This is a genomic window from Thermodesulfobacteriota bacterium (assembly GCA_030583865.1).
Classification (GTDB): Bacteria; Desulfobacterota; GWC2-55-46; order GWC2-55-46; family GWC2-55-46; genus UBA5799.
Window position 1 is genome coordinate 2,467,013 of the sequence record CP129479.1, and the last position, 24,355, is coordinate 2,491,367.

At 60.4% G+C, this 24,355-nt stretch carries 21 protein-coding genes; all 21 read right to left on the minus strand.

The window, feature by feature from the left end:
• Nucleotide 1: 1 nt before the first annotated feature.
• Nucleotides 2–1,345: a 3-deoxy-D-manno-octulosonic acid transferase gene (locus QY316_11785; protein ID WKZ32578.1), complete on the minus strand. Its 1,344-nt coding sequence runs from the start codon at nucleotides 1,343–1,345 to the stop codon at nucleotides 2–4.
• Between the two features lie 114 nt (nucleotides 1,346–1,459).
• Complete coding sequence (locus QY316_11790) at nucleotides 1,460–1,963, minus strand: lysophospholipid acyltransferase family protein (GenBank protein WKZ32579.1); 504 nt, start codon at nucleotides 1,961–1,963, stop codon at nucleotides 1,460–1,462.
• Nucleotides 1,964–2,064: 101 nt separating this feature from the next.
• Nucleotides 2,065–3,819, minus strand: coding sequence for an ABC transporter transmembrane domain-containing protein (locus tag QY316_11795; GenBank protein ID WKZ32580.1), 1,755 nt, complete (start codon nucleotides 3,817–3,819; stop codon nucleotides 2,065–2,067).
• Nucleotides 3,816–5,000: a lipid-A-disaccharide synthase gene (gene lpxB / locus QY316_11800; GenBank protein ID WKZ32581.1), complete on the minus strand. Its 1,185-nt coding sequence runs from the start codon at nucleotides 4,998–5,000 to the stop codon at nucleotides 3,816–3,818. Before lpxB ends, QY316_11795 begins: the two co-directional genes overlap by 4 nt.
• A 129-nt stretch (nucleotides 5,001–5,129) precedes the next feature.
• Entirely contained in the window at nucleotides 5,130–6,095 is a 966-nt protein-coding gene (locus QY316_11805) for a Gfo/Idh/MocA family oxidoreductase (GenBank protein ID WKZ32582.1), read from the minus strand.
• Nucleotides 6,073–6,915 (minus strand): acyl-ACP--UDP-N-acetylglucosamine O-acyltransferase, encoded by an 843-nt coding sequence (lpxA, locus tag QY316_11810; protein WKZ32583.1) that lies wholly within the window; start codon nucleotides 6,913–6,915, stop codon nucleotides 6,073–6,075. The genes QY316_11805 and lpxA overlap by 23 nt, the downstream gene beginning before the upstream one ends.
• A 28-nt stretch (nucleotides 6,916–6,943) precedes the next feature.
• Nucleotides 6,944–7,372 carry a 3-hydroxyacyl-ACP dehydratase FabZ gene (gene fabZ / locus QY316_11815; protein WKZ34122.1) on the minus strand — a complete coding sequence of 143 codons (429 nt, stop codon included), beginning with the start codon at nucleotides 7,370–7,372 and terminating at the stop codon, nucleotides 6,944–6,946.
• Nucleotides 7,373–7,426: 54 nt separating this feature from the next.
• Nucleotides 7,427–8,470, minus strand: coding sequence for a UDP-3-O-(3-hydroxymyristoyl)glucosamine N-acyltransferase (gene lpxD, locus QY316_11820; protein WKZ32584.1), 1,044 nt, complete (start codon nucleotides 8,468–8,470; stop codon nucleotides 7,427–7,429).
• Nucleotides 8,471–8,484: 14 nt separating this feature from the next.
• A complete protein-coding gene (locus QY316_11825; GenBank protein ID WKZ32585.1) occupies nucleotides 8,485–9,009 on the minus strand; it encodes an OmpH family outer membrane protein in 525 nt (174 codons plus the stop codon).
• A 31-nt stretch (nucleotides 9,010–9,040) separates the two neighbouring features.
• Nucleotides 9,041–11,689, minus strand: a complete 2,649-nt coding sequence (gene bamA / locus QY316_11830) for an outer membrane protein assembly factor BamA (protein ID WKZ32586.1) — start codon at nucleotides 11,687–11,689, stop codon at nucleotides 9,041–9,043.
• Nucleotides 11,690–11,867: 178 nt separating this feature from the next.
• The gene (locus QY316_11835; protein WKZ32587.1) at nucleotides 11,868–12,539 is read right to left on the minus strand and encodes an ABC transporter ATP-binding protein; all 672 of its coding nucleotides are present in this window, start codon (nucleotides 12,537–12,539) and stop codon (nucleotides 11,868–11,870) included.
• A gap of 37 nt (nucleotides 12,540–12,576) precedes the next feature.
• The gene (locus QY316_11840) at nucleotides 12,577–13,836 is read right to left on the minus strand and encodes a lipoprotein-releasing ABC transporter permease subunit (protein ID WKZ32588.1); all 1,260 of its coding nucleotides are present in this window, start codon (nucleotides 13,834–13,836) and stop codon (nucleotides 12,577–12,579) included.
• A gap of 68 nt (nucleotides 13,837–13,904) precedes the next feature.
• Nucleotides 13,905–15,383, minus strand: a complete 1,479-nt coding sequence (lysS, locus tag QY316_11845; protein ID WKZ32589.1) for a lysine--tRNA ligase — start codon at nucleotides 15,381–15,383, stop codon at nucleotides 13,905–13,907.
• Nucleotides 15,384–15,589: 206 nt separating this feature from the next.
• Nucleotides 15,590–16,711, minus strand: a complete 1,122-nt coding sequence (gene ald, locus QY316_11850) for an alanine dehydrogenase (protein WKZ32590.1) — start codon at nucleotides 16,709–16,711, stop codon at nucleotides 15,590–15,592.
• Nucleotides 16,712–16,807: 96 nt separating this feature from the next.
• Nucleotides 16,808–17,977 (minus strand): acetoin utilization protein AcuC, encoded by a 1,170-nt coding sequence (locus QY316_11855; protein ID WKZ32591.1) that lies wholly within the window; start codon nucleotides 17,975–17,977, stop codon nucleotides 16,808–16,810.
• Complete coding sequence (locus QY316_11860; protein ID WKZ32592.1) at nucleotides 17,970–19,178, minus strand: ABC transporter permease; 1,209 nt, start codon at nucleotides 19,176–19,178, stop codon at nucleotides 17,970–17,972. The genes QY316_11855 and QY316_11860 overlap by 8 nt, the downstream gene beginning before the upstream one ends.
• 27 nt (nucleotides 19,179–19,205) lie before the next feature.
• The gene (locus tag QY316_11865; GenBank protein WKZ32593.1) at nucleotides 19,206–19,871 is read right to left on the minus strand and encodes an ABC transporter ATP-binding protein; all 666 of its coding nucleotides are present in this window, start codon (nucleotides 19,869–19,871) and stop codon (nucleotides 19,206–19,208) included.
• A gap of 37 nt (nucleotides 19,872–19,908) precedes the next feature.
• A complete protein-coding gene (locus tag QY316_11870; GenBank protein ID WKZ32594.1) occupies nucleotides 19,909–21,051 on the minus strand; it encodes an efflux RND transporter periplasmic adaptor subunit in 1,143 nt (380 codons plus the stop codon).
• Nucleotides 21,048–22,541 carry a TolC family protein gene (locus QY316_11875; GenBank protein WKZ32595.1) on the minus strand — a complete coding sequence of 498 codons (1,494 nt, stop codon included), beginning with the start codon at nucleotides 22,539–22,541 and terminating at the stop codon, nucleotides 21,048–21,050. The genes QY316_11870 and QY316_11875 overlap by 4 nt, the downstream gene beginning before the upstream one ends.
• Before the next feature lie 118 nt (nucleotides 22,542–22,659).
• Nucleotides 22,660–23,340, minus strand: coding sequence for a methylenetetrahydrofolate reductase C-terminal domain-containing protein (locus QY316_11880; protein ID WKZ32596.1), 681 nt, complete (start codon nucleotides 23,338–23,340; stop codon nucleotides 22,660–22,662).
• Nucleotides 23,341–23,436: 96 nt separating this feature from the next.
• Nucleotides 23,437–24,294, minus strand: coding sequence for a bifunctional methylenetetrahydrofolate dehydrogenase/methenyltetrahydrofolate cyclohydrolase FolD (folD, locus tag QY316_11885; protein ID WKZ32597.1), 858 nt, complete (start codon nucleotides 24,292–24,294; stop codon nucleotides 23,437–23,439).
• Nucleotides 24,295–24,355: the final 61 nt, after the last annotated feature.

Below are 24,355 nucleotides of genomic sequence, written 5' to 3' on the forward strand. Positions count from 1 at the left end.
CCTATCTCCTGAGGAGCTTTTCGATTGCTGCGGCCGCGCGCCCGGAGGCGCCCTTGTTCTCCTCGACCACGCCCCGCGCCTTCCTGCCGGTCCTTTTTCGTAGGACCTCGTTTGAAAGGAGCCCTTCGAGCGCGGGACCAAGCCCGCCGCTTGCGGCCCGTATGCCCCCGCCCTCTTTTTCAAGGAGCTCGGCCATGCCGAGGTAGGCGGCAAGGTGGGGGCCGTATACGACTGGCACGCCGTAGTACGCGGGCTCAAGGAGGTTATGCCCGCCTATGCCGGGGACGAGAGAGCCCCCGACAATCGCGATGTCCGAGAGCGAATAGGCGGTCATGAGCTCGCCGATAGTGTCGAGCAGGACGACCTCCGCGCCCACTCCCCCTTCTACCCTTGACCGCCTCGCGTAACCGAGGCCGCTCTTCCTGATTATCGATTCGACCTCGTTGAACCTCTCGGGGTGCCTCGGGGCGAGCACAAGCCTCAGCCCCGGGAACTTCACCTTGAGTTCTCTGAAAGCGGAAAGGACTATCTCCTCCTCGCCAGGGTGGGTCGAGCCTGCGGCTATGACGAGCGTCCCCGGGCCTCCACCCAGGGCCTCTCTTAACTCAGCCAGAAGCCGGGGGTCAGTGCCGGGCGGCGAGAGGTCGAACTTGAGATTTCCGGCAAGCTTGACCCTTTCTTCCGGTACGCCGACTGATACGGCCTTTTCCATGTCCTCGCCCGTCCTTGCAAGGAAGAGGCTCACATCGTTGAATACGTCCCTGAAAAAGAAAGAGAGCTTTCTGAACCTTTTGGCCGATTTATCCGAGATGGTGCCGTTCACCACCACGACAGGCGCTCCGGCCTTCCTCATTGCCCTGAACGCGTTCGGCCATATCTCCTTCTCCACCACTATGAAAAGAGAGGGCTTTACGAGCAAAATTGCGCGCCGTACCGACCAGGAGAGGTCGAGCGGGTAATATATGAGCGCGTCGATAAGCCCCTTCCCTTCCTTTTCGGCTGTCCTCTGGCCCGTAGCCGTCACCGTCGAGAAGAGTATCTTCATGTCCGGCCGCCTGCGCCTGAGGAGCTTAAGGACCGGGAGCACGGCTTTCGTTTCCCCTACCGATACGGCGTGCACCCACACAACCCTCCCCTTTCCCAGGTTCCTCAACTTCCTTTTCCTTATGAACCCGAACCTCTCGGGGATGCCCTCCCTGTACTTGCGGTAGGTGAGCATTTTAATGAGGAAATACGGTATAAGGAGGAGGGTTGCCGCGTAGAGGAGCGTGTTGTAGAGGAAATATGCCATCGAGGACGAGACGTTACTTCTTGAACCGTTTGTCAGCGGCAGAGGTGATCTCAATCAGGGTCTTCTCCAGTCTGGCCCTTGCCTCTTCCATTTCCCCGGGGCCCGCGTCAACTCCGACCTCTACAGGTTCGCCGCAGATGAAGACCCCCCTGGAGAACGGGTACGGGACTATGAAGCCGTCCCAGCTGCCAAAGGTTTTTTTTTTGAGGCTCCGAAGGAAATGGGGAGTATGGGAAGGCCCGTGGCCTTGGCTATCTGTATGGCCCCCATCTGGGCCCTCATGGCCGGGCCCTTTGGGCCGTCCGGGGTGATGGCCAGGTCGCTGCCCTCGCGGGCGGCCCTCAAAAGTCCCTTGATCCCCGCCACCCACCCCCTTGTGGTGGAGCCGCGGACCGAATCCATGCGGAAGCTGCGGACCGTGCGGGCGATAAGCTCGCCGTCCTTGCTCTGGCTGACCATTATCGATATTCTCTTCCCCAGGTAGCAGTAAGGCATCATGAGGAGCCTGCCGTGCCAGAAGGCGATTATGACCTGCGCGCCCCTGGACGCGTATTCGCGGTAGCGGTCATAGCCGACGTAGTCGATGCGCATGGTGGCCCGGAGGAGCCTTATTACCAAGGCCGCCAGGAAGGGGAGCGCACGCATCACGAATTTTTCGCTGAACCTGCTCATGTCTTTTCTTTCAAGGCGGCCCCGCCCAAGACCTTTTCGACATCTGACAAGTGCGCTCTTAACTTAGCACGGCCCGGGATTTTTCTCAATAGGCGCGCCCATCAGCCTTCAAACTGCATGGCATGAAGGCGCGAGTATTCTCCGCCTGAGGAAAGGAGCTCCTCGTGCCTGCCGGTCTCCTTGATTGAGCCGCCCGAAAGCACCACTATCCTGTCAGCTCCCCTCACGGTCGAGAGCCTGTGGGCTATTACGAACGTGGTGCGGCCGGATATGAGGTTCGAGAGCGCCTTCTGCACCTCCATCTCGGACTCTGTATCGAGGGCCGAGGTGGCCTCGTCGAGTATTAGGATGGGGGCGTCCTTCAATATGGCCCTGGCTATCGATATGCGCTGCCTCTCGCCGCCCGAGAGCTTAAGGCCGCTGTCGCCGATGACCGTATCATAGCCCTGCGGGAGTCTCATTATGAAATCGTGCGCGTTCGCCGCCTTTGCGGCGGCCGTTATTTCCTCATCGCTCCTCTCGACCCCGTATGCGATGTTCCTCTTTACCGTGTCGTTAAAGAGTATTACCTGCTGTGAGACTATCGCCACCATCGACCTGAGGGACTTGAGCGACAGCTCCCTGATGTCCCTGCCGTCCATGAGTATGGCCCCCTCGGTAACGTCGTAGAACCTCGGGATGAGGTTCACGAAGGTGGACTTGCCCGCGCCGGAGCTCCCGACAATGGCCACGACCTCTCCCCTCTTTACGCGGAGGTCGATGCCCTGCAGGACCGATTCGGCGCCGTACCTGAAGCCCACGCCCCTGAACTCGATGGAGTCCGGCGCGCCTGCCTGAAAGCCGCTCTCCCCGACCTTCTCCCCCGGCCTGTCGATTATCTCGAAGACCCTGGCAGCGGCGGCAAGGCCCTGCTGGATGTTGAGGTTCACGCCGTTAAGCGCCTTTATGGGCTGGTAGAACATTATGACCGCGGCGAAAAACGATATGAACGCCTCGGGCTCGAGCGTGCCCTGGCTTATCCTGTAGGCCGCGTACCATATAGTGACGGCGAAGGCGACGGCCCCGATGGTCTCCATGAGCGGAGAGGAGAGGGAGCGCACCTTGGCGGTCTTTATCTGGTTGCGTGTGTAGCTCTCGTTCTCGGCCTGGAACCGCGCGGACTCGTACCCCTCCATGCAGAAGGCCTTCACTATCCGTATCCCGGCTATGGCCTCGTGGAGGAGGGCCGTCATCGCGCCCATCGTTATCTGCCCTTGCGTCGAGACCTTCTTCATCCTCTTCCCGAGCTTCTGCATCGGATATACCGAGAGGGGGAGCGCAACCCCGGCAGCCAGGGCGAGCTGCCAGTCGAGGCTCACGACCACCGCGCCGAGGACTATTATGGTGAGGCTCTGCTTGAGGACCTGCGTGACCGCCTCGGAAGTCGAGGTCTGTATCATGTTGACGTCGTGGGTTATGCGGGAGGTGAGGACCCCTGTGGAGGTGTCCGAAAAGAAGCCGAGCGGCTGGTCGAGTATGTGCGAGTAGAGCTTTTTCCTCAGGTCGCGGACGACACCCTGTCCCACGTAAGCCATGAAATAGGACTGGCCGTACGAGCTTACGCCCTTTACCGCCGCGACGAGAATTATCGCGAACGGTATGGCGAGCATCATCCTGTCCCTGGGGATGGTGAAGATGTCGAAGGGGACGAGCTTTACGTCGCCCCCGCCGCTCGAGAAGAGGAACTTCATTACCGGCCCTATGAGGAAGGCCATAGCGCCGTTCGAGAGGGCGAAGGCGACCATGCACACGAAGGCCATCATGAAATGGACCTTGTAGCGCGGCAGAAGCCTCAGTATGCGGATATACGTGTTCATGTCCTGCGGACCAGGTCCGGGCTTACGTGATAGTCGTGGTAATCGAGGTTGGTGATGAGGTTGTATATGGCCCTGGCCGCCTTTTCCGCGGCCCCGCCCCTGCCGAGGCTTTTCCGTATCTGGTCGTAGCCTCTCAGCATCTCTTCCCTCCGGGGCCCTTCGAGCATGGAGAGCACCTTCCCGGCTATGTTCTCGGGGCTGGCCTCGTCCTGCAGGAGCTCTGGCACCACCTCGCGCTCCGCCACTATGTTCGGAAGGCCGGCATGGGAGAGATTGACGAGCGCCCTGGCTATGCCGTAGGAGACTGGCGACATCTTGTAGACGATGACCATGGGCGTGCCTATGAGAGCCGTCTCCAGAGTGGCCGTGCCCGAGGCGACCACCGCCGCGTCGGATGCCCTGAGAGCCTCGTACATCCGCCCCCGCACTACTCTTATGTCCGCCTTTCCGTCCTTGAGGGCCGCGTTAAAGAGCCCGTCCTCTATGCTCCGGGCCGCCGGAAGGAGGAAAACGGCCTTTCCGTCAAGCTTCTCCGAGATCATGCGGGCCGCCCCGGCCATTGGGCAGATGAGCCTTTTGACCTCGCCCGTCCGGCTCCCGGGGAGAAGCGAGACGACCCGGTCGCTTTCCCCGAGCCCCAGGGCCGCCCTCGCCTCTTCCCTCGTAAGATCGCATCTGACCGTATCGGCGAGCGGATGTCCCACGTACTCGACGTCGACCCCGGCCTCCCTGTAGATATAATACTCGAAGGGGAAGACGACCAGCATCTTGTTCACGAGGCGGGCTATCTTTTTAAGCCTCCCCTTCCTCCAGGCCCAGACCTGGGGGCTTATGTAGTAGATGACCGGGACCCCGAGCCTCCTGGCCTCTTTCGCGATCCTCAGGTTGAAATCAGGGAAGTCTATGAGGACGACCGCGTCGAAGCGCTCGCCCCTGAGCTGGCGCTTCAGGGCGCTCATTGACCTGAGTATTTTCGGGAGCCTGGACGCCACCTCAACGACGCCGACGACCGAGACCTCGCGGGAGTCGAGACCCACGAGCCCCTCTTCCTTCATGCGCCAGCCGCCCATGCCGGCCACGTTGAGCCCGCCCGGGACGAGCTTCTTCAACGCCCTTATGAGGGCCGCGCCGTGGAGGTCCCCGGACTCCTCCCCGCTTACCATCAGTATGCTTTTATCCATTAGGCATGAAAGAACTCGCGAGCAAGCCGGAAAAAGGCCGGTCCGGCGGGGTCGGCTCAAGTTTGAGCCAGGGGCGCGGGGCCCTGCATGAATACCCCGGGCCTAGCTCAAAAACCGGCCTGCCGCTCTTCAAGACCGGCCAAGGCGCATTGAGCCGGACCTGGAGGCCTCCCGTATGCTTTCGGCAAGCTCAAGGGCCCTCAGCCCGTCCCTGCCAGAGACCACCGGGGGAACACCGTCCCTCACTGAAATAATGAAGCTCCTGAGCTCCTCGAGGAGCGAGTCCTTCTTTTCGACCTTTACGTCTTCAGCCGCCTGGGCAGCGACCGGGCCGCTCCCCGGGACCGTCCTGTCAATATAAAGCGCCTGGGCCGCGTAGTCTATCGTGATTATGGCCCCGGGCTGGTAGACCGTTATCTTCCTTACCCGCTCCCTCGCGGCCCTGCTCGCGGTTATCGCGGCAACGCATCCGTTCCTGAAGGCGACCCTGGCGCTCGCGAAGTCGGCCTTGCACTGAGACACAACGGGCAGGGCCGTCGCCTCAACCCGCTCCGGCTCAGACCCGGCCAGTGAGAGGACGAGGTCTATGTCGTGTATCATCACGTCGAGTATGACGTCAACGTCCGTGCTCCTGTTCGGGTAGGGAGAGGTCCTGACGGCCTCTATGTAGAGCGGGTCTTTTATCGCGCCCCCAAGGGCCAGCATGGCCCCGTTGAACCTCTCGATGTGCCCGGCCTGCAAAACGACCCCGGCCCTTTCCGCCTCCCTTACGAGCTCAGCCGCCTCCTTCGAATCGGCGGCAAGGGGCTTCTCCATCATCACATGGACGCCCCTTGAGAGGAACTCCATCCCGATCGGGTGGTGGAATTCTGTGGGAGTGGCTATGCTTACCGCGTCCACGAGCCCGAGGAGCTCGCCGCAGTTCCTGAAGGCCTTTGTGCCGGCCTCTTTCGCGACCGCCTCGGCGCGGAGAGGGTCGGAGTCAACGACCCCCACGAGCTCGGCGTCTTGAAGCGCGGCGTACTTCTGGGCGTGGAACCTGCCGAGGTACCCGACCCCTATTACAGCTGCCTTAATCCTCTTCCGGGAGTTCACTTTTCCTCTTCGTCCTTTCGCGCGCTATGCCCCTCTTCGAGTCCTTGAGGAAATCCGCGAACCGTTTCGCGTGGACGGAGTCCGGCATCTCGGCCACGAGCCTCAGAACGGCCTCTGAGGTCGAGATGGCGGACCTGAAGATTATGTCGTAGGACCTCTTTATCTCATCGATGGCTTCCCTGGAGAAGCCCTGCCTTCTTATGCCCACGGCATTGAGCCTGTACACCCTGGCCCTGTTCCCCACGGCCATGACGTAAGGGGGGATGTCCTTGCTAACCGCCGAGGCGCCCCCTATTATGCAGTACGCGCCGATTCTCACGTGCTGGTGGACCGCCACAAGGCCGCCCACTATGGCGTTGTCGTCTATGGAGACGTGGCCGCCGAGGGTCGCCGAGTTCGCCATTATGACGTTGTTCCCGATCCGGCAGTCGTGCGCTATGTGCACGTAGTTCATGAAGAGGTTGTTGTTTCCGCACACGGTCATGAGCCTGTCCTTGGTGGTGGCCCTGTGTATGGTAACGAACTCCCTGATGGTGTTCCCGTCCCCTATAATGGTTTCGGTCTTCTGCCCCTTGTATCCGAGGTCCTGCGGGGCCGCGCCTATGGAGACGAACTGGAATATGTGGTTACGCTTGCCGATGGTCGTCCACTTGTCTATGACCACGTGGGCGCCGACCTTCGTGTCCTCGCCTATCCTCACACCTTCGCCTATGACCGTGAACGGGCCTATCTCCACGCCCGGAGAGAGCTCCGCCGTGGGGTGGACTGACGCGGTCGGGTCGATACGGATTTCCCTTAGGGAAGCAACTGACTCGCTCATTGTATGAAGTACGCCTTTCGTTGTTGGATTACTTTTCCATTATGGTGGCCATGAGCTCGGCCTCGGCCACGAGGCTCCCGTCCACGTACGCCTCTCCCTTGAAGACCCATATGACACCCCTGCACTTGGTCACGGTTAGCGAGAACTCGATGGAGTCCCCCGGAAGGACCGGCTTCCTGAACCTGGCCTTGTCTATGCCCATGAAGTAGACGACCTTGTTCTTGACGTCCGCCGACTTGAAGGCAAGCACCCCGCCGACCTGGGCCATCGCCTCTATTATGAGGACGCCCGGCATGATGGGGTGCCCCGGGAAATGGCCGTTGAAGAAGGGCTCGTTTATGGTGACGTTCTTGAGCCCCCTTGCGGATTTGCCCGGCTCGAGCTCCAGTATCCTGTCTATCAGGAGAAAGGGATAGCGGTGCGGCAGGATGCTCATTATCTCGTTCGTGTCCAGCAGCGCGGCTTTTGAGACCGGTGCCTCTGCCTGCAAAGTGTCGGTCATATCTCCTCCTTATTCCTTTTCCGCCTTGTCGGCCTCGAGTCCGGCCAGCCTTTTTTCGAGCTCCGCGATCTTTTTCTTGAGTTCCGGCAATTTAGAGTAGACGTTCTGGGCCCGGAGCCAGTCCGCGTGCGGAATGGCCGGGATCCCGGAATATATGTTCCCAGAGGCTATGTCGTGCACCACCCCGGATTTTGCCCCTATTCCCACGTCGTCGCCTATGGAGATGTGCCCGACGACGCCGGTCTGCCCCCCGATTTGCACTCGGCTTCCCACTTTGGAAGAGCCCGCTATGCCGGCCTGGGCGACTATGACGGTGTCCTCGCCAACCCTGACGTTATGGGCGACCTGCACGAGGTTGTCTATCTTGGTGCCTCTGCCGATGACTGTCTCTCCCATGGTGGCCCTGTCTATGGTGACGCACGCGCCTATCTCGACGTCGTCGCCTATCCTCACTATACCGGCCTGGGGCATCTTTACGTACCTTGCCCTGTCCCTGGCGTAGCCGAACCCGTCGCTGCCGATTACGGAATTGCAGTGAATGATGACGCGGGCGCCTATACGGCAGCCCTCTCTTATCGCAACTCCCGGGTAGATTACGCAGTCAGGGCCTATCTCCGCGCCACTGCCCACGTACACTCCCGGGAAAAGGACGGTCCTGTCGCCAACGCTCGCGCCGTCCTCCACGACCGCGAAGGCCTGGACCGAGACCGAAGCGCCCAGCTTGGCGCCAGGATGCACCTCGGCCCCAGGATGCACGCCTGGAGCCGGGAGCATAAGGGGCCTCAGCGCCCCGAGTATCCCGGCAAAGGCGAGCTCGGGGTTTCCCACGAGTATGAGGTTGAGCCCGTCAGGCGCCCCTCCCGCGTCCCTCACGACGACCGCCGACGCGCGGGTCTTTGAGAGGAGGCCAGCGTGTTTTTTCCCTGCCGCAAAAGATACGTCCCCGGGGCCCGCTTCGCCGAGGGGCGCGGCCCCGGTTATGATCGCGCTCCCCTCGCCCCTGACCGTTCCGCCGACAAGCGTGGCAAGCTCTGAAAGGCGCTTCCCCGGCATCTCCGTCCCCCCTTTTACTTTTTCCCCTTCCGGCCGTTATGTATCTTTATTACCTCGTCCGTCAAGTCGAGGTCCTTCGGCGCGTAGAGTATGCCGCCCACCGACCTTTCAAAGACGAAGGTCATCCCTTTCTTCTTCGCGACCTCCTCGACTATGCCACGGAGTTCGTCGATTATCTTCGACTCGGTGTCCTGCTTTCTCTTGTTCAGCTCCTCGCCGTACTCCATGAACTTCTTCTGGAAGTCCGCCGACCTGGCCCTGAACTCCTTTTCCTTGGAGTCCCTGGTCTCCTTGTTCCAGACCGCCCCCTTGGTGTCCAGCTCGTCCTTGAGCTTCTTGAGAGATTCCTGCTCCTTGTTGAGCTCGGATTCGAGCTTCTCGGCCTCGTTCTTCAGGTCGTCCTTGGCCTTCATGCCCGCGTCGCATTCGTTGAGCGCCCTCTGCAGGTTGGCGTAGCCTATCTTCTGCTCGGCGGCCAGGGCCTGGCCGGACACGAAAAACGCAATTGCGATTATAAGCGCGCCCAGTACTTTTGTCATTCTCATCATCTTCTCCTTTTTTATGAGGAAATCAGAACAGGGTCCCGATGGCGAAATCCCATTCCGACCTGCTCTCGTCTTCGTCGGGGTCGAGATTGAACCCCAGCTCTATCCTTATGGGCCCTATGGGAGAGAACCACCTGAGGCCCGCCCCGACAGAGGTCTTCAAGTCGTCCAGGTCTATCGAGTCGAGGTACGCGTTCCCGGCGTCGAAAAATACGAGCCCCCTTATGCTCTGCTCCGCGAAGAGCGGGAAAAGGTACTCGGCGTTGAAAACGAGCATGGACCTTCCACCGATGAGGTCTCCGGTCGCGGGGTCCCTGGGGCTTACGGACCTCGTCTGGAAGCCCCTTATCGTGTTGATGCCGCCGAGGAAATACCTCTCATAGACCGGGGGCTCCCTGCCCTCGTAGCCCTGGACGTGGCCGGCCGAGCCGTGCAGCGATAGCACCGTGTCCCAGGGCATGGGGAAGTATTTGACCGCGTCGGCCTCGTACTTGACGTAATAGCTCGTGCCGCCGAGCGGCCCGCCCGCGAATTCCGTCGTAAGCGTAACGACCGAGCCCTCGGACGGGAAAAAGGCGTCGTTCCTCGAATCCCTCCGGGCCTGGAGCCTTATGCTGCTCTCGGTGCTCGTGCCCTCCTGCTCCTTTATGAGCGTGGACGCGGTGTCGGCCACGTCGGTTATGTGGACGTCCTCGAGCTTGTACGTGATATAGCCTCTCGTATACCGCTTCGTGAGCGGGAACCCGGCCCTGACGTTGAAGCCCTGCTTGCTCAGGTCGAAGTCAGGGTACTCCCTCTCTGTGTTGTAGATGTCGAAGCCCGCGGATATGGGCCTGTCAAAGAGCCACGGCTCGGTTATGCCGAACACGTAGCGCGAGCTAGACGCGCTAACGGTCCCCGAGAGGTCGAGCTTCAAGCCCGTGCCCATGAAGTTCGACTGCGAGATGGAAGCGGTGCCGATGACCTTGTCTACCGAGCTGTAGCCGAGGCCGAGCGAGATGGACCCCGTCGGCCTTTCCTTCACGCCCACGCCCAGGTTCATCCTGTCCGCCGCGCTCCCCCTGGTCTCGGTTATCTGCACGTCCTCGAAGTAGCCGAGCCTGCGGAGGTTCCCGCGCGCCCTCTTGAGCTCGGTCGAAGAGTAGAGCTCGCCCTCGCCTATGGGGACCTCCCTCCTTATGACCTTGTCCCTGGTGCGGGTATTGCCCGTAATATCTATCTTCTCTATGTAGACCAGCTCGTTCTTGGCGATATTCAGGGTTATATCGATCGTACGGGCCTCCTGGTCGACCCTGGTTTCGGGCCTCACCTCCGCGTACGCGTAGCCCTTTTCGCCGTAGATGTCGGTAACCGCCTCTATGCCCCCGGCGAGCCTGCTCCTGCTGAAGACCTGGCCGGTTTCGAGACCGAGCTTTTTGAGCACCTCCTCCTTTGGGACCAGGAGGTCGCCGGCGGCGTCGAGCTTCCCTACGCTGAACCGGGCCCCCTCGGAGACGGCTATCGTTATATAGAACCAGCGCTTGTCTTCGCTGAGGAGCACCCTCGAATCGAGTATGTCCGCGTTTATATAGCCGTTGTCGAAATACAGGTTCATTATGAGGGCCAGGTCGTTCTGGTAGATGAACTCGTTGAACTTCCCGGACTTTGTGAGGGCGGTAAAGAACCCGACCTCTTTCGTGTTCATAGCCTTTTTGAGCCTGGAACCGCTGAACGCCTCGTTCCCGATGAAGGTTATCCTCTTTACCTTTACCTCGGGCCCTTCCTCTATCCTGAACGCCACGGTGGCATCGGTCCCGTCGCTCTCTACCAGAGGCGTGATGGTTGCGAGGTAGAAGCCCTCGTCCTCGTATAGCTTCTTTATCCTCTCGGCGTCCCCGGCAAGGAGCACCCTGTCGAGCACCCTGTTCGTCCGGAGCGTCACCGTCTCCTCAAGCTGCTCGAGCTTTATCTCCTTGTTCCCCCGGTACTCTATCCGCCTTACGAAGGGCAGCTCCTTTACAATGAAGGCGAGGACCCTCCCGGATGCCGTCTCCGAAAGGACTGCCGAGACGTCGTCGAAGTATCCGGTCGCGTATATGGCCCGTATGTCCTCCCTTACGGTGTCGTGTGAAAAGGGCTCGCCCTCCCTGCTCTTCACTTTCCGGAGGACCGCTTCGGAGTCGACCCTCCTGTTTCCGGAGACGGCTATCCTGTCTACTATGCCTTCTTTCTCAACAGGCCTCTCCCTGAGCGCCGAGGCCATTGCCGCGGGCATCTCGACGGCCTTGGCCCTTATCCTTCGAAGGAGTTCGGCCTCGGATACCGAACTCTCGAAATAAAAGGCCTTGGGAGCGCCGTCCTTCAAGTCAAGGACCCGCCAGTCCGCGCTCGATGTCCGGCCCACCCTGGTGATTGAGCCGAGCACCGCGAAATCCGCCCTCACCCTGGACGCGATATCAAAGGCGGCCTCCTCGCCGAAGCTGGTTATGCCCTCGTCCAGCATGAGCCGCCTCGTCTCCTCGATGCCCACGACCTCTATCCCGGCGCTCCCGTCGAGCGTGGAGGCCAGGGCCTCCATGATGTTCCTCCGCAGCGTCGAGATATCGCCCTCGGCGTGCAGCTCAAAGGGCAGCACCAGCACCCTCAGGCCCTCGGCAAAAGACAGGGAGGGGATGAGGAGAAAGAGGAGCGTCAAAAAAAAACGGAAAAAGGCGGCCGGGAACCACGTTCCAGGCCGGGCCGGTCCCATTGGATTCCGTAACGTCATGCTTCGCGTGCCCCTGCCGATTCCTGAGGACAGCCGTACACAGAAGGCGCCTCGATTCTCTATGCCCCCTCGCGGGAGGTCTTTTCTGAACAATTATTCCAGGCGGCTATTCCTCTATCCTGCCGTCGACCATCTTAAGCCGCCTGCCGAGCCTGGAGGCAAGGCCTTCGTTATGCGTCACTATGACCATGGCAGTACCCATGCTTTGGTTGAGGTCAAAGAGGAGGTTGAATACCTCATCCCCGGTCCGGGTGTCCAGGTTCCCGGTCGGCTCGTCCGCAAGGACGACCTCCGGCGATTGCATCAGCGCGCGTACTATGGCCGCCCGCTGCTGCTCCCCTCCCGAGAGCTCCCCTGGTTTGTGGTCGAGCCTCGCCCCGAGGCCCACCTCGGAAAGGAGCTTTGCCGCCCGCTCCCTCGCGGCTTTAAGGCCGCCCCCTCCTATGAGCGCCGGGAGCATGACGTTCTCAAGCGCCGTGAACTCCGGCAGCAGATGGTGGAACTGGAAGACGAACCCCATGTGCCTGTTCCGGAAGGCAGCGAGCTTGCCGTCGTCATACCCGAATACCGGCTCCCCCTTGAAGGACACCTCCCCGGAAGTCGGCCTGTCGAGGGCGCCGAGAATATTCAAGAGCGTCGATTTCCCGGCGCCCGAAGCGCCCACCACGGCGATAGTCTCGCCCTTTGCTATGGAAAGGTCGATGCCCTTGAGGACCTCGACCCTCTTTCCAGCCCCCCCGTATGTCTTACTGAGCCCTGCTGCCCTTATGAGTTCCATGGTACCGGTCCCTGAGCGGAAAGACCGTCCGGCCCGCTCATTCGTATCTCAGCCCCTCGACGGGGTCGAACCTCGACGCCTGCCACGAGGGATAGAGCGTCGCGAGAAAGCTTATGCCTATGGAGATGGCGACTATGGCCGCCACCACCAGAGGCTCGACCTTCGAAGGGAAGGTGTCGATGTAATATATGGACGGGGGCAGCACCTGGAACTGGAAGACCCTCTCGATGAACTGTATTATCTTTTCGAGGTTCAGGGCCGCCGCTACCCCCAGGGCCGTGCCCAAAGCCGTGCCCGTTACCCCGATGATTATGCCCTCCACCATGAATATCCGCATGATGCCGCCCGATGTGGCGCCGAGGCTCTTGAGTATGGCTATGTCCTTGCCCTTTTCCATGACGACCATTATGAGGGTGCTTATGATGTTCATGGCCGCGACCAGTATGATGAGCGTGAGTATTATGAACATGGCCGCCTTCTCGAGCTTCAGGGCCGAGAAAAGGTTCCTGTTCATCTCCATCCACGTCCGCGTCCAGTAGGGGCCGCGCAGCTCCATCATTATGAGGTCCGCGACCTCCTCCGCCTTGTAGATGTCCCGTATCTTGACCTCCACCCCGGAGACGGCGTCCCCCATCCTGAAGAAGCCCTGGGCGTTCTCGATGGACATGAAGGCCAGGGACGAGTCGTACTCGTACATGCCGAGCTCGAAAACGCCCGCCACCCTGAACGCCGCCATCCTGGGCACCGGCCCTGCCGGGGTCATTTTGCCCATCGGCGATATCACGCTTATGTCGTCGCCCACTGAGACGCCCAAGTTCCTCGCTAGCTCACTGCCGATGAGTATGCCCGGCGCGCCTGCTCCTCCACCGATGGCGGGCCTCAAGCCCTCCATCGAGCCTTCCTTGACCTTGCCCGGAAGGACCGCGACCTCGCCTATCGTCTCCAGCTCCAGCCCCCTTATGACCGCGCCGACGACCCCCCCGGGCGCGGATATCATGGCCTGGTTGTATGTAAACGGGGTCGCGCCCACGACGCCGTTTACCTTGCGCACCTTTTCCGCGACCTCCGCGTACCCGGACATCGGCGAGCCGAGCTCGGTCACGACCACGTTGGCGTTTATCCCCAATATCTTTTCCCTCAGGTCCTCCTCGAAGCCGGTCATTACGGAGAGGACGATTATGAGGGCCGTCACGCCGACGGTTATGCCGGCTATGGAGATGAAGGTTATGACCGAGATAAAGGTCTGTTTCCTCTTGGCCTTGAGGTAGCGGAGCCCTATGAAAAGCTCATATGACATTGGCGTTCCGTCTCTCCGGATGCTAGCCCGGCTGCATTAAAAAAGCAGCGGGAAAATGGTTAAAAGGCTCACCTTCTCAGCTGCGGGAAGAGTATCACATCACGTATCGATGGCGAGTCGGTCATGAGCATCACTAATCTGTCTATGCCTATGCCCTCCCCTGCGGTGGGCGGCATCCCGTACTCGAGGGCGCGGACAAAGTCCTCGTCCATCTCGTGCGCCTCCGCGTCACCCGCGGCCTTCTCCTTGAGCTGCGCGATGAACCTTTCTTTCTGGTCTATGGGGTCGTTAAGCTCGGAGAAGGCGTTCGCTATTTCCCTCCCCGCGACCAGGAGCTCGAAACGGTCGACGATGGAAGGGTCGCCGGCGTTCTTCCTCGAAAGCGGCGATACGTCCAGTGGGTAATGCGTTACGAATGTGGGCTGGATGAATTTGGGCTCGGCGACCTCCTCGAATATCTCGGTTATCACCTTGCCGTGGCTCAGGCCTTCGGGGATACTGAGGCCGAGCTTCCTGGAAAACAGGACCGCCTTCTCATGGCTCCTGAAAATGTCCTCGGACGCGTCAGAATACTTGAGTATCGCCTCCCTTACGGAGATCCGGGTCCAGGGCGGGGTGAAGTCTATCCCGGCTCCCTGGTAAGTTATCCTGGACGAGCCGGTGAGCTCGATGGCGAGGGCGCTTATCATCTCCTCGGTGAGGCGCATGAGGTCCTCGAAGGTCGCGTACGCCTGGTAGAACTCGAGCATCGTGAACTCGGGGTTGTGCTGGGTCGATATGCCCTCGTTCCTGAAATTCCTGTTTATCTCGAAGACGCGCTCGAGCCCGGCGACTATGAGCCTTTTAAGGTAAAGCTCCGGCGCTATCCTCATATAGAGCTCCATCTGGAGCGCGTTATGGAAGGTCTTGAAGGGCTTAGCCGCGGCCCCGCCCGGGATGGGCTGGAGCATGGGGGTCTCTACCTCCATGAACTCTCTTGCGGCAAGGAAGTCCCTTATGAATTTTATGATGCGGGACCTCTTTACGAAGACCTCCTTCACCTCGGGGTTTACCATGAGGTCGAGATATCTCTGCCTGTACCTGGCCTCTACGTCGGTGAGGCCGTGCCACTTCTCTGGCAGCGGATGAAGGCCCTTGGCAAGGAGGCGGAGCTTCGCAGCCTCTACCGTAAGCTCGTTGGTCTTGGTCCTGAATACGCGCCCCTCGACCCCGATGACGTCGCCCATGTCGCAGAGCTTGAAAAGTGCGGAGCCCTCATCGCCGAGCAGGTCTTTTTTAAGGTACGCCTGTATGCGGCCCGTCCTGTCCTGAAGGTGCACGAAAGAGGCCTTGCCGAAGTCCCTCTTGGCCATGATGCGGCCCGCGATTGAGACGGTCTCTTCCTTCCGGGCATCGAGCTCTTTGGGGTCGAGCCCGCCAAATTCCTCGGCTATCGAGGCTGCGGTCCGGCCTGGCTTGAAGTCATTAGGGTACGGGTCGACCCCGGCCTCCCGGAGGGCCCCGAGCTTTTCGAGCCTCTGCTGGTACTCAACACTCTTCACTTCCACTATGGACACCTCAAGAAAGGATTACCGGGCGCGCCTGCAGGGCCACCTTCCAGAAAAACCCAGCAGGAAGGCGGACTTCCCCAATCAGGACAGGCCTGAAGATTAATGATAAAAGTTATCTCATTTAATGGTGTGAGTCAAGGTAAAACCGCGGATTTTCAGGCGGTTATTGGGGTGGACCGGCCTATTCGGGTCCATCGAGGCGATCAGGCCGAGAGCCCGCCGTGAGGCAACTCTTCATAGGGTCTTCCGAGCGCGGCGGCCACGTTCCGGTGCACGATCTTCCCGTCGAGCACATTGGCTCCGCGCCTGAGGGCTTCTGAAGAGGCCAGCGCCCTTTTGACACCCTGGCTGGACAAAGCCAGGACATAGGGGAGGGTAGCGTTCGCGAGGGCGAAGGTCGAGGTCCTCGGGACGGCCCCCGGCATGTTGGCGACCCCGTAATGGAGCACCCCATCCTCCACATAGACCGGGTCGGAATGGGTGGTGGGCCTTATGGATTCCACACAGCCGCCCTGGTCGACCGATACGTCCACGATGACAGCGCCTTTTTTCATGAGCCGGAGCATGTCCCTTGTTACGAGCCTCGGGGTCCTTGAGCCGGGTATATGTACCGCGCCTATCAAGAGGTCAGAGCGCCTAAGGCACGTCTCAATATTGTGTGAATTGGAATAGAGCGTTTCCACCTTTACGCCGAAGAGGTCGTCAAGGCATCTCAGGCGCGCCGCGTTCGTATCGAGGACGGTTACGCGCGCCCCCAGGCCCACCGCCATCTTCGCGGCGTTCGCGCCCGCGACCCCGGCGCCTATTATGGTGACCGCCCCGGCCTCGACTCCGGGTACTCCGCTTAGAAGCACGCCCCTTCCGCCCTGCGGCTTAGCAAGGTAATGCGCGCCCGCAAGCACGGCGAGCCTCCCGGCCACCTCGCTCATGGGCGCGAGGACCGGGAGCGTATGGTCCGGGAGTTCTATTGTCTCGTAGGCGATCGCAGCCACGCCCTTTTCTATTAGCTCCCCGGCAAGGCGGTGGTCTGCGGCAAGGTGGAAGAATGTGAATACGGCAAGGCCGGGCCTGAGATAGGCGTACTCCTCCGGCCTCGGCTCCTTTACCTTCACGACCAGCTCCGAGCGCGACCAGACTTCGGAGGCGGACTGGACAATTTCCGCGCCAGCCCCCCTGTATTCCTCATCGGATATGGAACTCCCCTGCCCTGCCCCCTTTTCGACCAGGACCGCGTGGCCGCCCTCCTTGAGGGCCCTTGCGCCGGCAGGCACAAGCCCCACCCGGAACTCGTTGTCCTTTATCTCCCTGGGTACTCCGATTATCATTACTGCCCTGCCAAAAGACTTTGATTTTCAATAACTTGGGGCCGCCGTCCCCGCAAGGACAGGCTATCAGTTTTGCGCCGGGTAGTCAAGGCCGGCTCAAAACTGCTTCTCCCTGGCTTCCCTAATGAGCGGAAAAACTGTGTGCTTCAGGTAATACAGGTCGGCCTCCACGGTCTTCATCTCCTCGTCCCGGAGCGTGAAGGGCGTTATGGGTGTGTCCCGGAGATAGGCGCTGCGGAAGATGTCGCCGTTCCTCCTTAGAAAGTCCTCGGGGATGACGTCGCGGGCGCTGAGCCCGTTCATCCTGCCCCAGGCGAGCGTCCACGCCCTCGCGACATTCGAGAGGTCGTAGCCGCCTCCGCCCAGGGCGACCCAGGGGAGCCTGAATGAACGGAAACGCTCGACCATCTTCTCGAAACTGTTCGTCGTAAGGCTTAAGTGCGTAAGGGGGTCTGTCTCGAATGAATCCACCCCGAGCTGGGTTACCAGCACGTCCGGCTGGAACTCCTCTATGAAGGGCGGGACCACCTCCTCGAATACCTTAAGATAAAGCTCGTCGCCCGTGGAAGGCGGAAGCGGCATATTTACCGAAAAGCCCCTGCCGCTGCCCACCCCTATGTCGGTCACTAACCCCGTGCCGGGAAAGAGCCACTGCCCGCTCTCGTGGATGGATATCGTGAGCACCCGGTCGGTGTCGTAGAAGGCGTACTCGACGCCGTCGCCGTGATGGGCGTCTATGTCCACATAGGCCACGCGCTTTCCGAGGTTTACGAGGTATTTTATCGCTATTGCGGCGTCGTTTATGTAGCAGAACCCCGAGGCCCTGCCGGGCATGGCGTGGTGGAGCCCTCCCGCGATGTTGAAGGCCGTCTCGGCCTTGCCCTCTGCCACGAGCTCCGCTGCCTGGAGGGATGCGCCGGCAGAGAGGGCCGACCACTCGTACATCCCGTTGAAGACCGGGTTGTCCGCGAACCCGAGGCCGTGTAGCGACCCGCCCACCGGGATTATCCCGGTGTTCGCCTCCTTCAGCACCCTCACGTAATCAGGGGTGTGGAAGAGAAGGATGTCTGATTCGCTTGCATGCGCGGCCTCGACAACGACCGACGAGTTGAGGCCCAGGAGGCCCGATTCCCTGATAAGCTCATAGGTGAGGCGGAGCCTCACAGGCTTCATCGGGTGGTCTATGCCGTAGTAAAAGGAGCCGAACCTGTCGGAGTAAACAAAGGCGGTCCTGGCCTTCCCGCCCCTTGCCCGCTGTCTACTCATACCTTAGCGCCTCTATGGGGTCCATGAGCGAGGCCTTCCGCGCAGGGTAAATGCCGAACACAAGCCCCACCAGCGCGGAAAAGAGGAAGCCCAGCACGACGGACCAGAATGTAATCACGGTTTCCCACTCGCCGAACTTCGAAAGGAGCACCGCCATTGACGAGCCCGCGGCTACCCCTATGAGCCCGCCGCAAATTGTTATGACAAGCGCCTCTATGAGGAACTGCTTCAAGATATCGCTCCTCCTTGCGCCGACCGCCATCCTCACGCCTATTTCCCTTGTCCGCTCGGTCACGGAGACGAGCATTATGTTCATGACGCCTATGCCGCCCACGAGGAGCGACACCGCGGCTATGCCGGAAAGGAGGACGGTAAAGGTGCGCGAGGTCTCCTCGAGAGTCCTTACCATCTCGGTAAAGTCCCTTATGGTGAAATCCGAGACGGCCCCGGGCGCTATCCTGTGCCTCTCGCGCAGAAGCCGCTCGAGGTCCTCTTTCACCCTGGGTATCAGGGACGCGTCCTCGACCTGGATATTTATGTCGTTCAGGTAGACCTGGCTGAATAGCCGCCTCTGGGCGGTCGATATGGGGATGAAGACCTGGTCGTCAGGGTCCGACCAGGAGCTCTGCCCCTTTGGGAGCATTATTCCTATTACCGTGAACGTCTGGCCCTGGATCTTTATCTCCTCGCCAAGGGCCGGACTGTCCCCGAAAAGGTCCTTTCTCACGGTATTGCCGAGCACCGCGACCCTTCTCATCACCTTTATATCAGTTTCGTCCAGGAAATGCCCTTCCGCAACCTGAAAATTATTTATGCCGGGATATTCGATGGTTGTGCCGGTTATCATCGTGTTCGCGTTCCTGCTCCCGTACTTGACCTGGCTTGAGCGGCCCGCCACAGGCGCGAGCGCCCGTATGCCGGGCACCTCCCTTGCTATCGCCTCGGCGTCCTTCAAGGTGAGCGTCTCGACCGCCCCCGTCCTTATGTGCCCCATCCTTGCCGAGCCGGGGCGGACGCGAAGGAGGTTCGTGCCGAACCTGGAGATGGACTCCATGACCTGCTGCTTCGCTCCCTCGCCTATTGAAAGCATCGAGATTATCGAGGCAACGCCGATTATTATGCCGAGCATGGTGAGCGCGGTGCGCATCTTGTTTGCCAGGATGCCCCTCAACGCCACCTTTATGACCTGCGCGAGTACCATATGTCTACCGGACCCCGGCTCATGGGCTCATGCCGCCCCGAAGAGCACCTTTCCGTCCCTTAGCGTTATTACCCTCTCTGAATGCGCCGCGATTTCGTTATCATGAGTTACGACCACGAGGGTCGAGCCTTTCCCGTGAAGGTCCTTGAAAAGCTCCATGACCTCGGCTCCGGTGCGCGAGTCGAGGTTGCCTGTCGGCTCGTCGCAGAGTATGATGGGCGGCTTCATCACTATCGCCCGGGCTATCGCCACTCTCTGCCTCTGCCCGCCGGAGAGCTCGTTGGGCCTGTGCCCCATCCTATTCTCCAGCCCGACTTCCCTCAAGGCCTCTGCCGCTATCCGGGCCGCCCCCTCCACCCCGGCGTAGAGGAGCGGAAGCTCGACGTTCTCAAGCGCGGTCTGACGGGCGAGGAGGTTGAAGCTCTGGAACACGAAACCGATGTTCCTGTTCCTCACGGCAGCTAGGCCGTTGTCGTCCATCTCCTCGACCCTTATGCCGTTAAGGGTATAGGCGCCTCCAGTCGGCCTGTCAAGGCACCCTATTATATTCATTAGAGTGGATTTGCCGCTCCCCGATGGGCCCATTATGGAGACGAACTCGCCTTTTGCAATGCGGAGGTCGACAGAAGACAGGGCCTCAACCCGCTGGCCGCCCAAAAAATAGGTCTTTGTTATTCCCTTGAGTTCTATCATTCATTCTATGGCCGGAAGAGGCCTGTATCCGTACTCGTCAGATGAGGAACCTTCTCCTCCTGTTGTCCTTCCTGTCGGGGCTCACCGGCGATGTTACGACCTCGGCCCCCTCGCCGATGCCTCCCTTTACTTCGATCAGGGTCCCGTCGGTCTCGCCTGTCTCTACCTGCACGAATTCCTGCTCCCTGCCCTTTACGACGTAAACCCCGGTTTTCCTGTTAAGCGTCTTTATGGCCTCCCTCGGGACAAGGACCACGCCGTTTTTAGTGCTCGTTACTATCTTTACGTCAGCGGTCATGCCCGGCTTAAGGAGCGCCTTGTCCCTGTCCGTGACCCTCACGACCACGTCGAAGACCGTTATTGCCATCTCGGTCCTCCCCTTGGGCGCGACCCGCTCGACCGCCCCCTGGAACTTCCTTCCCGGCAGGGAATCGGCCCTCACTTCCACGTCCTGCCCGGGCCTTATCTTCGAGATGTCCACCTCGTCTATGTGCGCGGTGACGAATATGTCGTCAAGGTTGGCGATGCTGAATATCTGCGTGCCGTCGGAGGCGGACGAGATGGTCGATGATATGACCTGCCCCCTGTCCACGAACTTCTTCAGTATCGTCCCTGTGAAAGGCGACTTTATCTTCGTGTCAGCGAGCCTGTCCCTGGCCTCTTTAAGCGCCTCTGCGGACTGCAGGAGCTCGGCCTCCGAGAGCTTCACGTCGGCCCCGGCCTTCTCGAAAACTATCTCGGAATCATCGAGTTCCTGCCGCGAGATGATGCCGTCCTCATAGAGCGTCCCCTGCCTTTTGAGCCTCACCCCGGCGTCCTTGAGGGCTATCCTGGCCTTCTCAAGCCTCGCCTCGGCCATGAGGAGCACCGCCTCGGCCTGCTTTGCCCTGGCCTCCTCGGTTGCCGGGTCGAGGCTTACTACCACCTCGCCTTTTTTCACCAGGTCGCCCTCGTTGAACGGGAAGTCTATTATCTCGCCGCCCGCCTTGCTCTTGACTATGACCTCGACCTCGGGGTTTATGACCCCGTTGGCAGCGGCCTCTATCTTGAGGTCCCCTATCCCGGCCTTTGCGGTCTTTCTCTCTTCCGCGCCCGTGCCTTGCCCGGCGCTCAGCCAGAATGCCGCGACGGCTGCCAGGATAACGGCCGCTCCGAGCCCGAACAATATCTTCTTTTTCATCTCACCTCTGAAGCGTCTTTTATGTTGATGCCAAGCTCCTCAAGGAGGGTCCCCTTTTCCCTGTAGAACCTGAGGAGCGCGATATTATACCCCGACACGGCGTCAAGCCGCTTGAGCTTCGACTGGAGTAGGTCGTCCTGGATCCTCAAGACGTTGAAGGTCGTCGACCTCCCTGCCGCGAGCTTCCTCTCTTCCGCCGCGAGCGTTTCTTCCGCGAGCGCTACCGACTCATCCGCCGCTTCAAGCCTCTTTTTGTCGGTGTCTATCGCCTTTATGGCCTCGTCGAGCCCGAAGACGATATCCTGCTCGATTCGCTTTAGGAGCATCTTAAGCTGGAGCGCTTCAACGCCAGCGGCCTCCTGCGAGCCCCTGGCCGTCCTGTTCCCGAGCGGGTAGCTGAAGGCGAGGCCCACGAGCCATTGGGGGTTGGAATCCAGCCCGCTGAACGAGCCGGAAAAAGACTCGCCGAGGCCGCTATAGCCGAACCTGGCCTCGACGTCAACGGCAGGATATCCGAGGTTCTTCGCGTACCTCGCCTGTATTCTGTTTCTTTCGAGGGCGGCCCGGGCCTCAAGGTACTCGGGCCTGGCCTCGAGCGCTTTCGCTACCGAGGCCTCGAGACCTTCCCCCGGGGGCTTGAGCGTCCCGTCCCCTGCCGGGACGACCTCGGTGCCGGCCATTTCATATGGGTCGCCCGCGATAAGAGACTTAAACGAGCGCTCGGCGGACTGGACCGCCTTCCTCGCTATCAGCACGTCCTCTTCCCTCGACGCGACTGCAGCCTCGGCCTGCACGAGCTCGAGCCTGGAGATGACGCCGGCCTCCAGGCGTTTTCTTCCGGCTTCGAGAAGGGTCTCGGCCAGCCTTAGGGATTCAGTCCGCACGTCCAGCGCGCCCCGGGCGTTCATTAGACTCCACCATGCCTCGCCGTAAAAGGTAAGCGCGTCCAGAAGGGCGCGCTTGAGCACTTCCTCGGATATCTGCCTGTCCTTCCTCAAAAGGTTTATATCGACGAGGTTCGAGTCGCCGTAGCCCCGGAGGAGCGGCTGGCGGATAGAGACCCCGGTAAAGGACTCGTATTCGAACTCCTGTCCGCTCAGGGTGTCAGCTGTCCAGGCGGAAGTCGCCTCGAGGGTGTACTGGGTGCCGAGTCCGGTCCGCCCCGTAACGCCTGCGTTGAGATAATAAGACTCGGACTCTATCGAGCGGAGCCCGCCCGCGGCAACGCTCGAACGCGAGCTCAAGGGCGTGGATATGTCCTGCCTCGAGAGCGTGCCGAAGGCGACCGGGTCGAACGCCCCGTGGGCGCCGAGCACCCTTGCGTCGACCGATTTCGGCTCAAGCCTCCTTACGCCAAGGTCGAGGTTATTGTCGAGGAGCATGAGGATGCCGCTTCTGAAGCCGAGCTCAAGGGTCTCTGCATAGGCGGGCGCGCCTGAAAGGAGTGCCAGTAACGAGGCAAGTACGGCAAGTATCCGGATGTTAGGCATCGGAAATAGAACGTAATTAGCGGGGGAAAAGTTCCGTCAAGCCGGGCCCCTGGGTGCCGGCGGAGCGAAGCCTGGACCTGCAAGACCTCAAAAAACCGCGGCGGCCTGCCCTAAGGCCTCAGGTCGTTTTTTTTCCTGCTGGCCTCGCGGGCTCCCTCAAAAGGGTCTTTCTCGGCCTTATGCCGACTGAGTGGTCCTTGGGAGGGGCCGTCTTCTTGAGGAGGCCGAGTCGTTTCTGCCGCTCAAGCCTCCTGTATATGCGCACCCAGGCGCACTCGCATTCGATGTTGACCTCGCACATGCCGTCTGCCACGCCGCCGCACGGGCCGTTAAGGAGGCCCTTGGGGCATTCCGTGTGCGGGCATATGCCGCCGGTCGCCGCCAGTACGCATTCGCCGCAGAGGGAGCACCCCTCGAAGAACCTGCCGACCCGCTCGACGGTTGCGAGGTAGTTCGAGTCCAGCGCCGGGAGAACGGGCTGCGTCTCTTCAGCCACATCCGCGACCGTCCGGACGCCAGCGCCGCAGGCGAGCACAAGCACCGCCTCGGCCTCCTTGAGGCTCTCGTTCTCCCTGTAGGCCTTCAGTACCAGCTGCCTGTAGCAGGTCTCTTCCGGGAGCGAGCTCCCCAGTACCTTTATGCCGTTCTCCTCCAGGAGGCGGGCCATCTCATCGAGCTCTTTTTTCCCGCCGGTCGAGCACTGCTCGGCGCAGGAGTTGCAGCCGAAGAGGTACACGGTCTTTTTACCATCGAGCGACCCGAGTATCTCATGTATGTCTTTCTTTTCGGTGATTATCATCTTAAAGGGAAAGAGAGCAAGGTTTTGTCAACATACGAGCAAGACACGATAGCGAGCGAAAAGAAAGAGTGAATCTGCTGCCGGGGAGCCCCTGCCTTATGAGGCGCTTCGCTTGGCGGCTTCCACCGTGTTCTTAAGGAGCATGGCTATGGTCATGGGGCCCACTCCGCCGGGAACCGGAGTTATGAAGCCGGCCCGCCTGGATGCGCCATCGAAATCAACGTCGCCAACGAGCCTGCCCTCAGGGGTCCGGTTTATGCCCACGTCGATGACAACGGCCCCTTCCTTTACCCAGTCGCCGCGCACGAACTCGGCCCTGCCGACCGCCGCAACGACCACGTCAGCGCCACTTACCCTCTCCGGCAGGTCCCTTGTCTTGGAATGGCAGATGGTCACGGTAGCGTTTCTCCTCAAGAGCATCATGGACATGGGCTTGCCGACTATGTTGCTTCTTCCGATGACGACGGCGTCCTTGCCGGAAAGGTCCATCCCGGTCGAGTCTATGAGGTGCATTACGCCGTACGGGGTGCAGGGCTGGAGCACCGGATTACCTATCATTAGCCGCCCGATATTGTAAGGATGGAAGCCGTCGACGTCTTTCCGTGGAGATATCTCCTCGAGGACGGTCTCCTCGTTGATCTGCTTGGGGAGCGGAAGCTGGACAAGTATGCCGTGCACGTCCCTCGATGCGTTCAGGTCCCTTATGAGGCGAAGGAGCTCTTCCTGGGTGGTGGATTCGGGGAGGGCGTGCCTGTCAGACCTTATGCCGACCTCCTCGCAGGCCTTGACCTTGTTCCGCACATAGAGCTGGGAGGCCTGGTTCTCTCCCACCAGTACCACGGTGAGGCCCGGGACTATGCCGGACTCCTCCTTCAAGGCAAGTATCTCGGACTTGAGCTCCGCCCTTACCCTGGCGGCGATTTCCTTCCCGTCTATTATAGCGGCTCTCTTCATGACCTCTCGCAGACGCTCTCTTTTTCAAAGGAGTATACTTTAATGCTCCCTGTAATGCAAA